Annotated in this window: 16 protein-coding genes; 6 read left to right on the forward strand and 10 right to left on the reverse strand. The window is 62.9% G+C overall.

The annotated features are described in order from the left end of the window. The 3 genes from ngg to HU736_RS10580 all read left to right on the forward strand — a co-directional run bounded on the left by ngg (position 1) and on the right by HU736_RS10580 (position 3,284). Positions 1-1,746, forward strand: coding sequence for an N-acetylglutaminylglutamine synthetase (gene ngg, locus HU736_RS10570; RefSeq protein WP_186699953.1), 1,746 nt, complete (start codon positions 1-3; stop codon positions 1,744-1,746). A gap of 64 nt (positions 1,747-1,810) precedes the next feature. After that, on the forward strand, positions 1,811-2,995 hold the full coding sequence (locus HU736_RS10575; protein WP_103438224.1) for an osmoprotectant NAGGN system M42 family peptidase: 1,185 nt from the start codon (positions 1,811-1,813) through the stop codon (positions 2,993-2,995). Between the two features lie 61 nt (positions 2,996-3,056). Next, positions 3,057-3,284: a YheU family protein gene (locus tag HU736_RS10580; RefSeq protein ID WP_101321674.1), complete on the forward strand. Its 228-nt coding sequence runs from the start codon at positions 3,057-3,059 to the stop codon at positions 3,282-3,284. 32 nt (positions 3,285-3,316) lie between these two features. Here HU736_RS10580 and csrA read toward each other — a convergent pair whose 3' ends face one another. From csrA to HU736_RS10595, 3 genes are all read right to left on the reverse strand, one after another. After that, positions 3,317-3,496 (reverse strand): carbon storage regulator CsrA, encoded by a 180-nt coding sequence (gene csrA, locus HU736_RS10585; RefSeq protein ID WP_186699951.1) that lies wholly within the window; start codon positions 3,494-3,496, stop codon positions 3,317-3,319. Between the two features lie 966 nt (positions 3,497-4,462). After that, on the reverse strand, positions 4,463-4,795 hold the full coding sequence (locus HU736_RS10590; RefSeq protein ID WP_101323088.1) for a YnfA family protein: 333 nt from the start codon (positions 4,793-4,795) through the stop codon (positions 4,463-4,465). Positions 4,796-4,845: 50 nt separating this feature from the next. Continuing rightward, positions 4,846-5,652 (reverse strand): SDR family oxidoreductase, encoded by an 807-nt coding sequence (locus HU736_RS10595; RefSeq protein ID WP_103438226.1) that lies wholly within the window; start codon positions 5,650-5,652, stop codon positions 4,846-4,848. A 197-nt stretch (positions 5,653-5,849) separates the two neighbouring features. Between HU736_RS10595 and HU736_RS10600 the strand changes: the two genes are divergently transcribed. Beyond that, positions 5,850-6,008 (forward strand): DUF3309 family protein, encoded by a 159-nt coding sequence (locus tag HU736_RS10600; protein ID WP_181003848.1) that lies wholly within the window; start codon positions 5,850-5,852, stop codon positions 6,006-6,008. On the opposite strand, the gene HU736_RS10605 is transcribed toward HU736_RS10600, so the two are convergent. The 5 genes from HU736_RS10605 to HU736_RS10625 all read right to left on the reverse strand — a co-directional run bounded on the left by HU736_RS10605 (position 5,936) and on the right by HU736_RS10625 (position 12,922). Beyond that, positions 5,936-9,220 carry a transporter substrate-binding domain-containing protein gene (locus HU736_RS10605; protein WP_367615286.1) on the reverse strand — a complete coding sequence of 1,095 codons (3,285 nt, stop codon included), beginning with the start codon at positions 9,218-9,220 and terminating at the stop codon, positions 5,936-5,938. The two genes, HU736_RS10600 and HU736_RS10605, sit on opposite strands and share 73 nt — an antisense overlap. 12 nt (positions 9,221-9,232) lie before the next feature. Then, positions 9,233-9,859: a response regulator transcription factor gene (locus HU736_RS10610; RefSeq protein ID WP_186699949.1), complete on the reverse strand. Its 627-nt coding sequence runs from the start codon at positions 9,857-9,859 to the stop codon at positions 9,233-9,235. A gap of 26 nt (positions 9,860-9,885) precedes the next feature. Continuing rightward, on the reverse strand, positions 9,886-11,037 hold the full coding sequence (locus tag HU736_RS10615; RefSeq protein WP_225912998.1) for a hypothetical protein: 1,152 nt from the start codon (positions 11,035-11,037) through the stop codon (positions 9,886-9,888). A 47-nt stretch (positions 11,038-11,084) separates the two neighbouring features. Further along, positions 11,085-11,822 (reverse strand): molecular chaperone, encoded by a 738-nt coding sequence (locus HU736_RS10620; RefSeq protein WP_186699944.1) that lies wholly within the window; start codon positions 11,820-11,822, stop codon positions 11,085-11,087. A gap of 227 nt (positions 11,823-12,049) precedes the next feature. Then, a complete protein-coding gene (locus HU736_RS10625; protein ID WP_186699942.1) occupies positions 12,050-12,922 on the reverse strand; it encodes a CS1-pili formation C-terminal domain-containing protein in 873 nt (290 codons plus the stop codon). Here HU736_RS10625 and HU736_RS22185 point away from each other — a divergent pair. Continuing rightward, the gene (locus HU736_RS22185; protein ID WP_411561899.1) at positions 12,909-13,268 is read left to right on the forward strand and encodes a transposase; all 360 of its coding nucleotides are present in this window, start codon (positions 12,909-12,911) and stop codon (positions 13,266-13,268) included. The genes HU736_RS10625 and HU736_RS22185 overlap by 14 nt on opposite strands. Before the next feature lie 8 nt (positions 13,269-13,276). Continuing rightward, positions 13,277-14,110, forward strand: a complete 834-nt coding sequence (locus HU736_RS10630) for an IS3 family transposase (RefSeq protein ID WP_427118622.1) — start codon at positions 13,277-13,279, stop codon at positions 14,108-14,110. A gap of 20 nt (positions 14,111-14,130) precedes the next feature. Here the strand turns inward: HU736_RS10630 and HU736_RS10635 are convergent, their stop codons facing one another. Both HU736_RS10635 and HU736_RS10640 read right to left on the reverse strand, forming a co-directional pair. After that, entirely contained in the window at positions 14,131-15,810 is a 1,680-nt protein-coding gene (locus tag HU736_RS10635; protein ID WP_186701527.1) for a TcfC E-set like domain-containing protein, read from the reverse strand. Between the two features lie 98 nt (positions 15,811-15,908). Beyond that, complete coding sequence (locus HU736_RS10640) at positions 15,909-16,391, reverse strand: CS1 type fimbrial major subunit (protein ID WP_186701526.1); 483 nt, start codon at positions 16,389-16,391, stop codon at positions 15,909-15,911. Positions 16,392-16,398: the final 7 nt, after the last annotated feature.

Below are 16,398 nucleotides of genomic sequence, written 5' to 3' on the forward strand. Positions count from 1 at the left end.
ATGAAAGCCCACGAAACAGCCTACGGCCAGCGCTTGCTGCGCGGCCAGGCCCCGTCCTACGCGCGGCTGCAGGCGCGCCTGGCCGAAGATGGCAGCGAGCCGCACGACCAGCCGCGGGCAGTCCACTGCGGCTGGGGCCGGCTGCTGATCGGCCATACCTACCCGGACCCGAGCTGCCTGGCACAGGCGCTGCTGGATGAGGCCCCCGGTGAACGCGACATTGCCCTTTACGTGGCGGCGCCGCATCAGGTACTGGCGCACGCTCCGCAACAGCTGTTTCTCGACCCCTCGGACACCCTGCGCCTGTGGTTCAGTGACTACCGCCCGGCGCAGCGGGTGTTCCGCGGTTTTCGTATTCGTCGGGCCCAGAGCGAAAGCGACTGGCAGGCGATCAATGCGCTGTACCAGGCGCGCGGCATGCTCCCGGTCAACGCCGAGCTGCTCACCCCGCGCCATCAAGGCGGGCCGGTGTACTGGCTGGCCGAAGATGAAGACACCCATGCTGTGATCGGCAGCGTGATGGGCCTCAATCACAGCAAGTCGTTCGATGACCCCGAGCATGGCAGCAGCCTCTGGTGCCTGGCCGTCGACCCGCGCTGCAGCCGGCCAGGGGTTGGCGAGGTGCTGGTTCGGCACTTGATCGAGCACTTCATGAGCCGCGAGCTGGCCTATCTGGATCTGTCGGTGATGCACGACAACCGCCAGGCCAAGCGCCTCTACGAAAAGCTCGGCTTTCGCAACTTGCCGACCTTTGCCGTCAAGCGCAAGAACGGCATCAACCAGACCCTGTTCCTCGGCCCTGGGCCTGAGGCCGAGCTCAACCCGTACGCGCGCATCATTGTTGACGAAGCCCACCGCCGCGGCATCGAAGTGCAGGTCGACGACGCCAAGGCCGGCTTGTTTACCCTCAGCCTGGGCGGGCGCCGGGTACGCTGCCGCGAGTCGCTCAGCGACCTCACCAGCGCCGTCAGCATGACCCTCTGTCAGGACAAGCGCCTGACCCAGCATGCGCTGGAAAAGGCCGGGCTGAAGGTGCCGGTGCAACAGCTGGCCGGCAATGTCGACGACAACCTGGCGTTTCTGGAAGAGCACGGCGCGGTAGTGGTCAAGCCGGTCGATGGCGAGCAAGGCCAGGGTGTGGCGGTCAATCTGACCACGCTTGAGGAGGTTTCCCAGGCCGTCGCACACGCCCAGCGTTTTGATAGCCGCGTACTGCTCGAGAGCTTCCATCCGGGGTATGACCTGCGCATCGTGGTCATCGGCTACGAAGTGGTGGCCGCAGCCATTCGCCACCCGGCACAGGTGATCGGTGACGGCACGCACAGCGTCAAGGCGCTGATCGATGCCCAGAGCCGCCGCCGCGAGGCTGCCACGGCTGGTGAAAGCCGCATTCCGATGGATGAAGAAACCGAGCGCACCGTGCGTGCGGCAGGTTATGAATACGGCGATATTCTGCCGGCAGGCGAGCACCTGGCGGTACGCCGTGCGGCCAATCTGCACACCGGCGGCATTCTCGAAGATGTCACCGAACGTTTGCATCCGGCCTTGGCCGATGCCGCCGTGCGCGCGGCGCGGGCGCTGGATATTCCCGTGGTCGGCCTGGACTTCATGGTGGGCGACGCCAGCCAGCCCGACTACGTGATCATCGAAGCCAACGAGCGCGTTGGCCTGGCCAACCATGAACCGCAACCCACGGCCGAGCGCTTTGTCGATCTGCTGTTTCCGCACAGCCGGGCACCAGCCTGAATCACCCAGGGGGCCTGCGCGGTAACCGCGTCAGGCCACCCTCCCCCACCGCCTAGGAGTGACTATGTCTGTAACCCACCCCGAACCGGATCTGGACTACCTGAAACGCGTCCTGCTGGAAATGCTCGCCATCCCCAGCCCGACCGGCTTTACCGATACCATCGTGCGCTATGTCGCCGAACGCCTGGATGAATTAGGCATTCCGTTCGAGCTGACCCGCCGCGGCACCATCCGCGCCACCCTCAAAGGCCGGCAAAGTTCGCCTGACCGCGCTGTATCAGCCCACCTCGACACCATCGGCGCCAGCGTGCGCCAGTTGCAGGACAACGGCCGCCTGGCCCTGGCGCCGGTCGGCTGCTGGTCGAGCCGGTTTGCCGAGGGCAGCCGGGTCAGCGTGTTTACCGACACCGGTGTGTTCCGCGGCAGCGTGTTGCCGCTGATGGCCAGCGGGCACGCCTTCAACACCGCTATCGACCAGATGCCGATCAGTTGGGACCACGTCGAAGTGCGCCTGGACGCCTACTGCGCGACCCGCGCCGACTGCGAGGCGTTGGGGATCTCGATTGGTGATTTCGTCGCCTTCGATCCCCTGCCCGAGTTCACCGAAAGCGGCCATATCAGCGCCCGCCATCTGGACGACAAGGCCGGTGTAGCAGCGCTGCTTGCTGCGCTCAAGGCGGTGGTGGAAAGCGGCCAGCAGCCGCTGATCGACTGCCACCCGCTGTTCACCATCACCGAAGAGACTGGCTCTGGCGCTGCAGGTGCATTGCCGTGGGATGTCAGTGAGTTTGTCGGCATCGACATTGCGCCGGTGGCACCTGGTCAGGCCTCCAGCGAGCATGCGGTGAGCGTGGCGATGCAGGACTCGTCGGGGCCGTACGATTACCACCTGTCGCGGCACCTGCTCAAGCTTGCCAATGACCAGCAACTGCCGGTACGCCGCGATCTGTTCCGTTACTACTTCAGCGATGCGCACTCGGCGGTTACGGCGGGCCATGACATCCGCACGGCGTTGGTGGCGTTTGGTTGCGATGCCACCCACGGGTATGAGCGGACCCATATCGACAGCCTGGCAACCCTCAGCCGGCTGCTCTCGGGTTACCTGCTCAGCCCACCGGTGTTTGCCAGCGATTCGAACCCGGCCAATGCTTCGCTGGAGCGCTTCAGCCACCAGATAGAGCATGACGCGCAGATGGAGAGCGATACCCGTGTGCCGCCGGTTGACAGCCTTTTGGGTAACAAGCTGTGACGCCTGTGGTGCGCGAATCGCGTAGCATGGCGGGATTGTCGATCAATCTACGAAGTTGCCCATGCTGATCCCTTACGACCAACTCGAAGCTGAAACCCTGACCCGCCTGATCGAGGACTTCGTGACGCGCGAAGGCACCGATAACGGCGATGACACGCCGCTGGAAACCCGTGTGCTGCGGGTGCGCCAGGCATTGGCCAAGGGTCAGGCGTTTATCCTGTTTGATCTGGAAAGCCAGCAGTGCCAGCTGCTGGCCAAGCATGATGTGCCCAAGGAGCTGTTCGAGTAATGCTGTGGGGGGCTGCGAGCCGGTCCCCCTTTTTACTGCTCCTGCACTTTGCGGGCTTTGATTCGCTTGTAGATTTCACAGCGGTGTACGGGTAGGTCGCGTGGGGCGTCGATGCCCAGGCGGACGATGCCATGGTCGATCGCTACTACCACGATCTGGATGTCATCGTTGATGGCGATGGCCTGGCCAACTTCGCGAGTCAGTACCAGCATGCTTTGATCCTCCTCGTTCCAGGGAAGATTGGAGACTGCACTGGGTACATTCGCCTACACAACGTTGCTCCTGCTAAATAGATCGGTCCTACGCTTGAGGGTAAAAAACCCTACAGATTTGGGGTGGTTTTGAGGGGGGTGTTTCTTGATTGGGGTGGGCTTATCCTTTTTTTGTGGTGGCGGGTAGGGTCCCTTTCGCCCTTACGGCGAGTCACTTTTTTGACAAACGCCTCAAAAAAGTAACCAAAAAAAGGCTGGCTCCTACATCCGGCCCCTTCGCTGCGCTGCGGGGTTCCCTCGCTCCGGCCTTGCTCCCGGGAGGACCGCGCTGTACGGGCCTCCTGGCCCGCAGCGCTTGCCGGCCATCCATGGCCGTCACCTCCCTCCGCAAGACCTGCGCTCGGCCTCCTGAAGTCGCAGGTAGATCAAGATCAAAAGCAGATCAAGATCAAGAGCACGCCTCGCTGCGCTGGCGCAGATCAAGAACGCAGATCAAAAGCGAAGGTCAAAAGCGAAGGTCAAAAGCGACAGTCAAGGCTGGGGCAGCTTTGCGGCCATCCGTAGCGGTCCGCCTTGCCCGCGAAGGGCCGCGCCGCGGCCCCGCTCTTGATCTGCGCCAGCGCAGCGAGGCGTGCCTTTGATCTTGATCCACCGGCGACTCAGGAGGCCGAGCGCAGGTCTTGCGGAGGGAGGTGACGGGCATGGATGCCCGGCAAGCGCTGCGGCCCAGGATGGGCCGTACAGCGGTCCTCCCGGGAGCAAGACCGGAGCGAGGGAACCCCGTAGCGCAGCGAAGGGGCCGGATGTGGAGCCAAGACCTTTTTTGGTTACTTTTTTGGGGCGTTTGCCAAAAAAGTGACTCGCCGTAAAGGCGAAAGGGGCCCGACCGGCCAACACAACAAACGGATAAGCCCCCATAATCGAGCACGACCCACCGAAGCCGAGAGCTGAACATCAACCAGCAAATCAGCCCTGCTGCAACCGCGGCCCAAACACAATAATCGTGGCCCCGACCACACACAACAGCGCCCCGAGCCAATCGCTGCCCAACGGCCGAACCCGCTCAACCAGCGCCAGCCAAAGCAGCGAAGAAACGATATAGATCCCGCCATAAGCCGCATAAGCCCGTCCCGCATAGGCCGCTTCGACGCGCGTCAAAATCAGCCCAAACACACTCAGGCTGACCAGCGCTGGCACAACCCACCAGGCACTCTTGCCCAACCGCAACCAGAGGTAAAACGCATAGCACCCGCCAATCTCGAACAACGCCGCAAGAAAGAACCAGAAGTAATTGACCACAGCCCACGCCCGTGCAGATTCAAAGCTACCGAGCATACCTCACTCGCCCACTACTGCCGTGCCTTGGCGCGCATCTTCACCGCCATCCCAGCCATCTCCGCATACAACAATTCCGGCGTCTGGCACTTAAGCTTCCAGGCAGCACGCCCCGCCTCATGCGGCAAGATCAAAAACTCATCCGCAGCAATCCGCTCATGCATGTAATCGGCAATTTCGGCAGCGCTGATCGGCGAGCCTTCGAGCAACTTGCCCACTTGGGCTTTCATTGCCGGGTCCGGCCCGCGGAAAGAATCCAGCAGGTTGGTCTGGAAGAACGACGGGCACACCACATGCACCGCCACCTGCACCTGACGCAGCTCGACCAGCAGGCTTTCCGATAACGCCAACACCCCGGCCTTGGCCACGTTGTAGTTGCTCATGCCCGGGCCCTGCATCAATGCTGCCATCGAGGCGATGTTGACGATCCGCCCCTGGCTGCGTTCCAGTAACGGCAAAAATGCCTTGCAGCCCTTGACCACCCCCATCAGGTTGACCGCCAATTGCCAATCCCAGTCTTCCAGTGACAACTCGGCAAAAAAACCGCCCGAGGCCACCCCGGCGTTGTTGACGATCATGTCGATGCCGGCAAACCTTTCTTCACAGGCCTGGGCCAGCGCCGTCAGCTGGCTGTAGTCGCGCACGTCGCAGCGCTGCACGAACCCTTCGCCACCGGCGGCCTGCACCCACTCAAGGGTTTCCCGCAGGCCGGCCTCGTTGACATCGGCCAGCGCCAGGCGCCAACCCTCGCGCGCCCAACGCAGGGCAATTTCACGGCCGAGGCCAGACCCGGCGCCGGTAATCATCATTCGCTTGTGCATGCTGCAGGCCTTGTTCGGTGGGCAATAGCGCGAGTCTAGCCAAGGCCGGCCAGGGCCTGGTGCGCTATCGAAATGCTGAATGAGCGAACATGCCGACAAGGCAGACAATCGATTGAATTTTCTTGTAACAGCTGCGGTCGGAAATGTAAGCGGCCAGGATTGCCCGGCCCCTTCCCCCACGAAAACACGCAAGGATTCTGCCCATGACCACGATCCTCATCATCATCCTGATTCTGCTGCTGATTGGCGGCTTGCCAGTCTTCCCTCACTCGCGCAGCTGGGGCTATGGCCCGTCCGGCATCATTGGTGCGGTCCTGGTGGTTCTGTTGGTGCTGTTGCTGCTTGGCATGATATGACCCGGCACCGGTTCGGCTGACAGCTTCTCCAGCTGTCCTTCGAGCTGGTGCATAGCCAGGTGCAGCGCGTGTTTCGCGCGCTGCACTACGGCCACATTGCTTGGCTGTTGACGACAGCATCGCTCAAGTTCTTCACACGCTTCCAGCAACGGCCTCGCTCGGGCTATCTGCGCCCCGCCTTTGATCCGATGGGCCAATACGGCCAGTTCTTTCGGATCGTCTGGTTGCTGCTGTAACTGCCGTGAATCCTCGGTCAAACTCCCGCGTAAATCATTCAACAAGCCGCGCAAGGCCTGCTGATCATCGCCGACCAGACGTTGCAGATGGGCAAGGTCCAGCGCTGCGCCTACTCTGCCCGCCCCGGCCTGTGACGCGCCAGCGGTCCCCGCACCTGGGCCGGTCGCCAGTGCTGCGGCCAGGCTGCTCAGTGCCAGCGGTTTGAACAGGCAAGCGTCCATACCTGCCGCCCGGCAGCGCTGGCGTTCCTCCTGCACCGCATTGGCGGTCAGCCCGAGCACGCGGCATCTGGGCCTTCGCGTACGCCGCTCATGCAGGCGAATGGCCCGGGCCAGCGCGTAGCCATCCAGGCTTGGCATGCTGCAGTCGCTGATGACCACATCAAATGGCTGGCCAAGCCACAGGCGCAAGGCTTGCGCACCTTCTTCGGCAATGCAGGTGCGGTGGCCGAGGTATTCCAGTTGCTGGGCCAACAGCAGACGGTTGGCGGGATAGTCGTCGACCACCAGCACCCGCAGGTGGTGCTCGGCTGCAGGCGGCACGGCGAGCGGCGCCGGCTGCCGCTGGCCGTGCCAACGCTGACAACTCAGCAGGATCAACGCCTGTGTGCCGGCGCCGAGCACACTACGCAGGCGCAACTGGCCGCCCATCAGCTCGCACAGGCTGCGGCTGATACTCAGCCCCAAGCCGCTGCTGCAACGCGTTGATTGCTTTTGCCCGGCCTGGCGAAACGGCTGACCCAGTTCGGCCAGGTCTGCCTCGGCGATACCACTGCCGCTGTCCTTGACCTGCAGCTCCAGCGCCAGGCTTTCGCCACGCTCGCGCACACACAGACTGACCTCGACGCGTCCCGCGCGAGTGAACTTGATCGCATTGCTCAACAGGTTGGCCAGCACCTGCTTGAACCGCAGTGGGTCGAGCAGAACCTGGACATCGCCCGCACCCTCGCTGTGCAGCAGCAGCGTCAGGCCTTTACGCCGCGCCTGCTGTTGAAACAGTTGCACCACCTGCTCGACCTGCTCGCGCAACTGCACCGGCTGCAGTGCCAACTGCAGTTGCCCGGCTTCGATGCGGGTGATGTCCAGAATATCGCCGATCAGCGCCAGCAAGCCGCGCCCGGCATCGGCCGCCACATCAATCGCCACACGGTCCAGTGTGCCTTGCTCGGCCTTGTGCTGAGCCAGTTCGAGCATGCCCAGCAAGGCGTGCATGGGCGTGCGAATCTCATGGCTCATGGTCGCCAGAAAACGCGTCTTGGCCAGGTTAGCGGCTTCTGCCGTGTGCTTTGCGTGGCGCAGTTCGGCATGCAGCCGGCGCAGGTAACGGACCCACAGCAGCGCCAGCAGCAACAGCAACAGCATCAGGCCGAAACCGAGCAGGATGTTCAGTCGCTGACGCGGCCACAGGCCATCGGCGACGATCATCGGATTGCGCCAGCGCCGCACCAGCGTCTCCGTCTCGCGCGGGGTCAGGCTGAGCAGTGCCTTGTTCACGATACCCTGCAGCTCGACCTCGCCTCGCAGGCTGGCCAAGGCAAAGTGAGCAGGTGGCATGGTCAGGCTGGCGCTGATGCGCAACTGACGTGGGTACCAGCGCGCGATCAATGGGCGCGCATCGTCGAGGGTCAGCACTGCAGCCGTCGCCCGGCCGATGGCGACCGCTTGCAGCGCGGCCAGCGGCCCTTGAACCTGGAGCACGCGTACCTGTGGATAATGCTGGGCCAGTTCATCTTGCACAGCGCTGCCCCACACCACTGCCAGCGACTGCCCCGCCAACTGGCCAAGGCTGCTCGGCGCGGCCGGCTCGGTACGGCTGACCAGCACACGCGCAGCGCTCAGGTAAGAGCGACTGAAGCTCAACTGCTGGGCCAGCGCCGGGCTCTGGGGCAAACCAGCGATCAGTTGGGCGTGGCCCTGGCGCAATTGCCCAAGCATGCCCTCGACGCTGCTTGCGGAGGCCAGCTCGAACTGCAGGCCGCTGCGCCGGCTGATCAATTCCAGCACCTCCACGCTTAAACCGCGCCAGTGGCCGCTGCTATCGCGGTAGCTCAGCGGCAGCGAGTGCTCGTCGAGCAGTACATTCACCGTTGGATTGGCCTGCAACCAGCGTTGCTCATCTTCGCTCAGCTGCAACAGCACAGGGCTCGAGGGGACGGCACCGGTCACGCTCCAGCGCTGCTCGATGCGGGCGCGTTGGCTGGGCGACAACCCTTTGAGCACTGAATCGAGCATGTCAGCCAACGGTGCTGCGTCGCGGCGCAGGGCAAAGCCAATATCCTGCCCGGCCAGGCCAGCATTGCCGATTTCCTCGATACCGCGCGGCGAGGTCCGCGCCAGAGCATAGCGCCCCGCCAGGGCATGCCCCAGATACAGGTCGGCCTGGCCCAGGGTCAGTGCGGCCAGCGCGCTCAACGTTGTCGAATGCAGCTCGATCCGCGCCAGCGGATAGAGCTGGCGCAACTGCTCGACGGTGCGATAGCCCTCAACTGCAACCAGTCGAAACGCAGCGCCAGGCGGCGGCGCGGGCTGATCGCCTTGGCGTGCCATCAGCAGCGGCTGGTCCTGCGCATACGCATGCGACAGGCGCAGGCCTGCGGTCTGGGCACGCTCGCGGCTTACCGAGCCGAGCAGGTCAACCACGCCATCGCGTAATCCGGCCACGGCGGCGTCAAACGAGGCAAAGGTATGCACGCTGATGGACAGGTTCAGTTGCTCGGCCACGAGCCCGGCATAGTCGGCAGTGATGCCTTCATAGGCCTGGCCAGTGCCGAGGATGTCCAGTGGCGCATCGTCACGCGCGATCACCCCCAGGCGCAGTTGCCGGCGCGCCCACAACCAGCGCAGATCAGCATCGTCGGGCTCGACTCGCTGGTCATCGAGGCTGGCCCTGGCGTGCAACAACGGGGCGGCACCGGCCGGCAGCGTGAACAGCGCCAGAACGCCGCACAGGGCTGCCAGAAAGACACGCGGGCGCACCGGCTGACGACGTCAGAGCAGTTCATTGCGGCGGGCGAAATCCGCCAGATCGATCAACGAATGCAGGCGCAGTTTTTCCAGCAGCCGGCTCTTGTAGGTGCTGATGGTCTTGTTGCTGAGCAGCATCGTTTCGCCGATGGCCTTGTTGCTCAAGCCGCGTGCCAGGTGCTGCAACACCGTCAGCTCGCGGTCGGTGAGGCCGGCAATGCACTCCCGTTCGGTGGCGCGCAGGTCCTGGCTGCGCACCGAACTCAGGGCCACATCGGGGAAATAGGTAAAGCCGGACAACACCGCACGCACCGCCTTGTTCAGTTCAGCCAGATCGTCGGTTTTCGACACATAACCCGCGGCGCCCGCCTGCAGGCAGCGCAACGAGTAGGCTTCGGCCAATTGCGAAGTGAGGATCACCACCTTGGCCGGTTGCGCCAGGCTCTTGAGCCTGGCGATCACCTCGAGGCCATCCAGTCCAGGCATGGCGATATCGAGGATGATCAGGTCCGGTGCATGCTCACGGGCCAGCAACACGGCGTCGACGCCGTTGTCGGCCTGCGCTACCACCTCGACCTGTTCCCGGCGCAGCAGCATGCACACCGTGGTGCGGATGAATGGGTGATCATCTACCACCAATGCCCTATGCATGGTGCGCTCCGCCCACACTCAGGCAGTCAGAGTTCAGCATCGAAGATCACCGTAGCTTCGCCGGAATAAGTAGTGCCCGGTTGCTTGAGCATGGCCTGCACACCGTTGCGGGCCACGCTGAAATGCAGCTGGCCGCCACGGTTCAGGGTTGGCTGCATCGATTCGAACTGCAGCGCTGCCGCAGGCCCGGTGGGCAACGACAGTCGGGTCACCGGCCGGCCCTGGTGGAGGATACCTGCGGGCAGGGTCATGGCAATCTCCACCGGAACTTGATCGTGGTGCTGATTACGGATGCCGCATTGATCGCCAAGCGTGTACTGGCAAGTTTTGTAGACCTTGAACGGCCCGGTCGACCACAGCCGGAACGGCAGGTCACGGTACACCTGCGACGGCGCCGCTGCCCCGCCCAGCCATGCCTGCCAACCGTCTTTGGGCTCCAGCACCGCCCGCTCGGAGCCGGGTGGAAACTCAAAAATGAACGCGTGCTGCACATCAAGCACGAAATTGACCGTGAGGCTGTCGCCGCTCAGCGCAGTGACACCGCTGCCAAAGTCAAAATCACCACCAGGACCAATGCTGTAGGTCAGGCTACCGCGATAAATGCCGGCGGCGAGGCGGTAAGGCGGCGGAATATCCAGCAGAAATGACACCCCCATCTGGCTGACTTCAGAGTTGTCGACATGATTCACCGGCGCCCAGGAATAGCTTGCCCAGCACGGCTCCGGGGCCTGCGGCTGGCGCATATAGGTATGGAAGGTGACCGTACGCGCAGCATGGCTGGAGAGCTGGCTGCCATTACTGCAACCGCCATCCACACTACCCTGCAACGGGCTGTAACTGAAGTTCGACGGGGTATGCACCTGTTGGCTGACCGAGAGGATGTCAAAATTCATCCGGCGCATTTCGCCATTGAGCTCGTGAAACACCTCGACCTGTTTGCGTGACGGCATCTTCAGGTAGTACCTGTCGCGTAGATCCCCCGCGCTTTGCTGGCTGCGTTTGGAGTAGGCAATCGGCACGTCGACGGTGGATTTGCCGTTACACAGTCCCGACCACAGCCGACACAGCGCAGCCGGTGGCGTGGTATTGACGAACCGCCCACTGCCACCACCGCGATACTCGGCGCTGATGGTCACCTCCAGCGCCTGTGCCGTAGGCAGCCAGCCGAGTATCGCCATGGCCGCACCCGCCCAACGCAGCGTGTATCGAAGGCCCCGTGCACTGCTCACCCGGGCACCACCAGTGTCTTGCGCTGGTCGCCTTCGTACATCTCGAACTGGAACACCGGCTTGCCCTCCACCGGCTCGAAGCGCCGCGTACTGCCGGGCAACAAGTGATGCTTGGTGGCGGCTTCGCATTTCTGGTCGGCCGCCTGGCACTGGCGAAAGTGATCCAGCACCACCGTGGCGTTGCCTTGATTGACCACCTGCAGGCGACCGCCCTGGCCCGTTACATCGGTCTGATACTGCGCCGCCGCCGGGTGCACGAACAACAGTGTGCCGTAGCCGGCCAGCAGGTTGACGCCCGCCTTGAGGCTGTCGCGATAGCTTTCGGCCTCCGCTTCGGTGACGACAAAGCCATCGCCCTGCTCGGGCAATACCGGGATGAAGCGCAGGCGGAAATAGCGTTCCTGGGCTCGCTCACCGCGGTACAGCAAGCGCACCGCCTGCATGCCACGTGCGGGGATGATCAGCCGCGCCGGGCTGGCGATCAGGCCGCGCTGCTCCAGTGGCAGTTGCGTCTGGTCGATCTCGCGGGGCACACCGTCGGCGTCGTACACCAGCTCGGCGACGCTGAGCTTGACGAAGGCGGTGCTGTCGCCGCCATTACGCACCCGTTTGAGCAAGGTGCTGCGGTTACCGTCCAGGTAATCGTACAGCCCACCGACGTTGAGTTCCGGCGCAGCCTGCAGCGGCAATGGCGCCAGCAGTAGCGACAGGTAAAAGAGTTTCCACGGTTTCATCTGCAACCTCGTTGGATGGTGCCAGGCAAACAGCCAGCGCTCATTTGTGCACATGTGCTGCCGGCAAGAAAGTCAGACCGTTCCGATAAAAAAGAAGAAATTTCCTAGAGACGACTGCTACTCACAGCTCATCATCGAAGACCACACCTGCGCAGCTTCGACCAGCGGGCCGCAGGCAACCAGCAGGGCGCTGGGCAGCGCCAGCAGCAACCGATACAGTCTGCCGTTCATCCTCGTTCTCCTGTGCTCAGCGGATCACTGCCACCCAGCAATTGCGGTGGCGCGCAGACCTGATCGCCGGCCAGCAAGACATTGCCCTCGCGAGGCAGCTGCTTTGGCTCGAGCCTGAGCAGGCAAGCGATCTTGCCCGCCTGGCGTATCTCCAGCGTCGGCGTGCCTTCGCTCATCTCCACCGCAAAGATCCCGCTGGCCTCGCTGACGCTGCGGCTGGCGTGATTGATCACCAGCGCACCGCGCATGGGCTGGCGCTGCTGATCGAGCAGGCGGCCAAGCACGGTCACCGTGCGCAACACCTTCAACTGGCGATACTCGACGCCGCCGCGATTGAGGTGGTAGTCCAGGCTGGCCGGCTGAATCACCGCGTCGGGGTCATGTTTGCCAGCGAAATCGAACTGCACGGTGCCAGCCCGATAGGCACTTACAGGGATAATGTTGCGCCCTGGGCGCAGGGTGGCACCCAGCCCGTTGACGTCGTCGGCGCGCAGCTCCAGGTCATCCAGATCGCTGTCGATGTCGACCACCAGCCCGGCCTCGTGGGGCAGGTATTGGCCACTCAGGGCCAGCTTGCCGCCGCCCATGGCGAGCGTGCTCTGCAGGTTCAGGCCGGCGCTGAGCTGGCCGCTGTAGGACGACGACTGCGCGTAGGCGTCGCCATACACCTGCTGGTTCTGAAACTGGGTGTTGGCGCCGAAACCTGCCCCGTAGCGGTCGACATTGAGCGTGCCGCCAACACTTCGTATTGCGCCCAGCTGCACGTCCTGCTGATAGCTCAGCGATGCATTCTGATCGCGTCCGCCATCGCGCGAAGTGCGACTGCCAAAGCTGGCGGCGATGTGAACTGGCCTAATGATTTTGTACACCTTCTTCGGGCGCTATGATGGCGCCCAATTGGAGGCAAAATCAGTGCGCAAGTCTTATTCGAAAGAACACAAAATCCAAGCTGCTGAAATGGTGCTGGACGGTGGCCAGTCAGTTCCTGAGGTATGCGAAATCCTCGGGATTGGCCGCACCGCCCTTCGCCGTTGGGTTGAGCAGGTAAGGCAGGAGAGAGAAGGTAAGGTTCCGGCTGGAGCCAAAGCCATCACTCCGGAGCAGCAACGCATTGAAGAACTGGAAGCACTGGTTCGTCAAAAGGACCGGGATATCGAAATCCTAAAAAAGGCCAGTGCTCTCCTGCTTCGGGACTCCAAAGATCGTTCTCGCTGATCAACGAGCTGAGTGAGCAATACAGTGTTGTCGACTGCTGTCGCGTGCTTGGGGTCAAGCGCAGCAGTTTCTATGCATGGCGCAAACGCCAAGGGCGTGAAAATCCTGACAGGGATGCTCTACGCTCGCGCGTAATCAACCATTTCACGGCGTCACGAAGCTCCGCAGGCTCACGCACATTGATGCAGGAATTGCGGCGTGAAGGCCGTGAGGTCGGGCGTTACAAAGTGCGTGCGCTTATGCGTGAAGCTGGCCTGAAATGCCGGCAACGCAGGCCGCACCGGTATCGCTCATCAGGCACGGAAGCACTGATTGCGGAAAACCAACTGAAGCGCAACTTCAAAGTTTCAACGATCAACGAGGTTTGGTGTGGCGATGTGACTTACATCCAGGTTGGCAGACGTTGGCTGTACTTGGCCGCAGTGATCGACTTGTACGCACGTCGAGTTGTGGGCTGGGCGTTTTCAATGACTGCCGATGCCAGGTTAGCCTGTGACGCGCTGCGCATGGCGTCTGAGTCCAGAGGCAAGCCTAAGGGCGTGATGTTTCATTCAGATCAAGGTTGTCAGTACACCAGCCATAAATTCAGGGCTGCGCTTGAAGAGTGCGGTTTGAAACAGAGCATGAGCCACCGTGGTCAATGCTGGGACAATGCCGCCATGGAGCGATTCTTCGGGGCATTGAAATCAGAATGGATGCCAGCAGGAGGCTATGAATCCGAAGCTGAAGCTAAAGCCGACATCATGGCTTACTTGGTGCGCTACAACCTCAAGCGCCTCCACAGCTACAACGGCTACGAGACCCCTGTAGCTATGGAGGAAAAGCTCAGGGCAGCGGCATGAACCTAAACCGGTGTCCAAAATTACTTGACCAGATCAATGCGCTGGCCGGGGCCGCCAAGGCTCATGCTCAGGCTCAGGTTGACGCCACGGTTGCGGCTGTCGCTCGTGCTTGCGGTGCCAGGGCGGTCGAACAGCGACAGGCGCCAGTTGGCATCCGAGCCGCCGAGCTTGCCATAGCACGACCAGCCCAGGTCGATCCCCAGGCCGTTGGCGGCACCAGAGCTGTGGGCCAGGCGCAGGCTCGCCGTGCTGCGTGCATCGAGACGCTGGCTGAGTGACAGCGAACTCTGGCTGATCTCCTGCTGGCGGCGTGCGCCACGCCAGCCTGAATTGCCGGTGTCGATCCAGGTGCGGCTGTGGCTCGCCACCAGCGAGCCATTAGGCAGGTTGCTGATCACCTGCAGGTCGTAACCGGTGCCTTGATTGTCGCTGCGGTAGACGTTGCCATACAGCTTGAGCTGGTCGAACGCATCCCAGTCCAGCGAGGTGCCGTACTGGATGGCTTCGTCGACCCGCTGTGCGGACACACCGAGCACGGCGCGCGGGTGCAGCAGATAGTTGGCCAGCACGCCCGCGCCGAGGCTGTCCTGGTGGTCCTTGTCCCAGTTGCTCAACAAGTTGCTCTGGCGACCGGCGTAGACGTTGTAACGCCAGCGGCTGTCGGGATTGCTCCAGTTGCTTGGTTTGTAGATGAAGGCGTCGCTGCGCGAGGTTTCCTGGCCGTCTTCGAGCAGGCGTACCTCGATCTGATAAATGCCGCCGGGCAATACCCGCGTGTCGAGGGTCTGCAGACCGGCCTGCACCGGCTGACTGTTGATCAGCACGCCGTTGCGGTAGATCTCGACCACGCCTGGCCGATTGGGGGTGACATACACCGGGGTGGCACTGGCTTGGCCGTTGTCGATCAACAGGCTGTCACTGCTGCCGAACATCACCCCCAAGGTGGTATCCGGGCTGCTGCCCAGCAGGCGCGGCTGGCGGGTCAGGCCTTGCGCGCTCGGGGTGAAATAGCCCAGCCGCAGAAATTGCTGGTCGAACAAGCGCTCGGCGTACAACTGATCGAGGCGGTGACGGACCCGGTCGGATTGATCGTTGCCGCGGTCAAACTGCGCATCGGCGAGGGTTGTCCAGTTGCCGATGCTGCCTTGGCCCTGGGCGGCGAAGCGGCCGTTGGTCTGGCTGCCGTTGCGCACCAGATTGAGCTGGTTACGTAGCAACAGGCCGCTGCTGCCCTGTTCGGGAAGGCTATAGTAGCGCGGCTGCTCGAGGTTGGCTTCGGCGCTGGAGGTCACCAGCGATAGCTGTGAATTGACCAGGCTGTAATGAATGGCCTGGAGCCCGTCGGCACAGTCGCTGACGCAGGCCCCCAGTGGTCGCCCGTCAGCCAGGCGCTGCAACCAGCGGCTGCGCAGTTGCGCCGGTTCGCGGCTTTCCTGGGTGTCGGTGAACTCCAGCAACTGGACCTGGCTGGCGCGGCTGAGCACCACCATCGCATCGCCCAGGTAACGGCCATCCAGATCGACGCGTACCGCGAGCGGCACATCAAAGAAATGCGCTTCGAATTCTTTCGGCAAGCCTTGCGCCTGGCTCACCATGTTCAACGCTGCCGGCGGCGCCGCCCAGGCTGGCAACAGCGCGCAGCAGGCGCCGAGGGCGATGCCCCAACGCCGGGTAACAGCATATGTAGGAATGGACGGCATGACCCTGCCTGCAAGCAATGACCGCCCTCGCCGCCGGAGAGCAGCCGGGCGGCAAAGGGGGGTACAAACGGATGAAGAGGATGCGCTGCGGGATGCGATCAAGGGATCGGCGCGGCGGTCTCGAACATCATGCTGACCAGGCCTTGGTAGCTACCCGGCTGATAACCACCGGCCGGTACGGTTGGCTCGACCATGAAGTCCAGGGTCGTGCCGGTAGCGGCTTGCGGCGCTGCGAGCACCTCGGTTGCGGTGGTGGTCAGGGTGGTAGCGCCAACCTTGACGTTCAGATCGATCACGTTGACACCGCTGGTGACGGCGGCCGGAGTCAGCAGGTGCGCGGTGATCGGGCCGATGGTGCTTTTGGCTTGCAGTTGCTTGCGGATCGGCTCGAGGGTGCCTTGAAACGAGTTCCAGGCCATGTCTTGAGGGTCGTTCATCCAGTTGCCGCCGACCGGCTCGACGTAGAACGCGGCAGTCGGGACGGTGGCGGTGATCAGCACCTGTTTTTCGATCGGGTCAGCCGCGATGGCCGAATTGGCGGCCAGAACAGCCAGGGGAAGCGCCAGCACAAATGCTTTCACGAATGTA

It is taken from the genome of Pseudomonas shirazensis (assembly GCF_014268785.2).
Lineage (GTDB): Bacteria > Pseudomonadota > Gammaproteobacteria > Pseudomonadales > Pseudomonadaceae > Aquipseudomonas > Aquipseudomonas shirazensis.

Excerpts from the sequence above, each read along its gene's own strand:
- ngg (WP_186699953.1), top strand. The coding sequence starts at position 1 with ATGAAAGCCCACGAAACAGCCTACGGCCAGCGCTTGCTGCGCGGCCAG.
- HU736_RS10575 (WP_103438224.1), top strand. The coding sequence starts at position 1,811 with ATGTCTGTAACCCACCCCGAACCGGATCTGGACTACCTGAAACGCGTC.
- HU736_RS10580 (WP_101321674.1), top strand. The coding sequence starts at position 3,057 with ATGCTGATCCCTTACGACCAACTCGAAGCTGAAACCCTGACCCGCCTG.
- csrA (WP_186699951.1), bottom strand. The coding sequence starts at position 3,496 with ATGCTGGTACTGACTCGCGAAGTTGGCCAGGCCATCGCCATCAACGAT.
- HU736_RS10595 (WP_103438226.1), bottom strand. The coding sequence starts at position 5,652 with ATGCACAAGCGAATGATGATTACCGGCGCCGGGTCTGGCCTCGGCCGT.
- HU736_RS10610 (WP_186699949.1), bottom strand. The coding sequence starts at position 9,859 with ATGCATAGGGCATTGGTGGTAGATGATCACCCATTCATCCGCACCACG.
- HU736_RS10615 (WP_225912998.1), bottom strand. The coding sequence starts at position 11,037 with ATGGCGATACTCGGCTGGCTGCCTACGGCACAGGCGCTGGAGGTGACC.
- HU736_RS10620 (WP_186699944.1), bottom strand. The coding sequence starts at position 11,822 with ATGAAACCGTGGAAACTCTTTTACCTGTCGCTACTGCTGGCGCCATTG.
- HU736_RS22185 (WP_411561899.1), top strand. The coding sequence starts at position 12,909 with ATGATTTTGTACACCTTCTTCGGGCGCTATGATGGCGCCCAATTGGAG.
- HU736_RS10635 (WP_186701527.1), bottom strand. The coding sequence starts at position 15,810 with ATGCCGTCCATTCCTACATATGCTGTTACCCGGCGTTGGGGCATCGCC.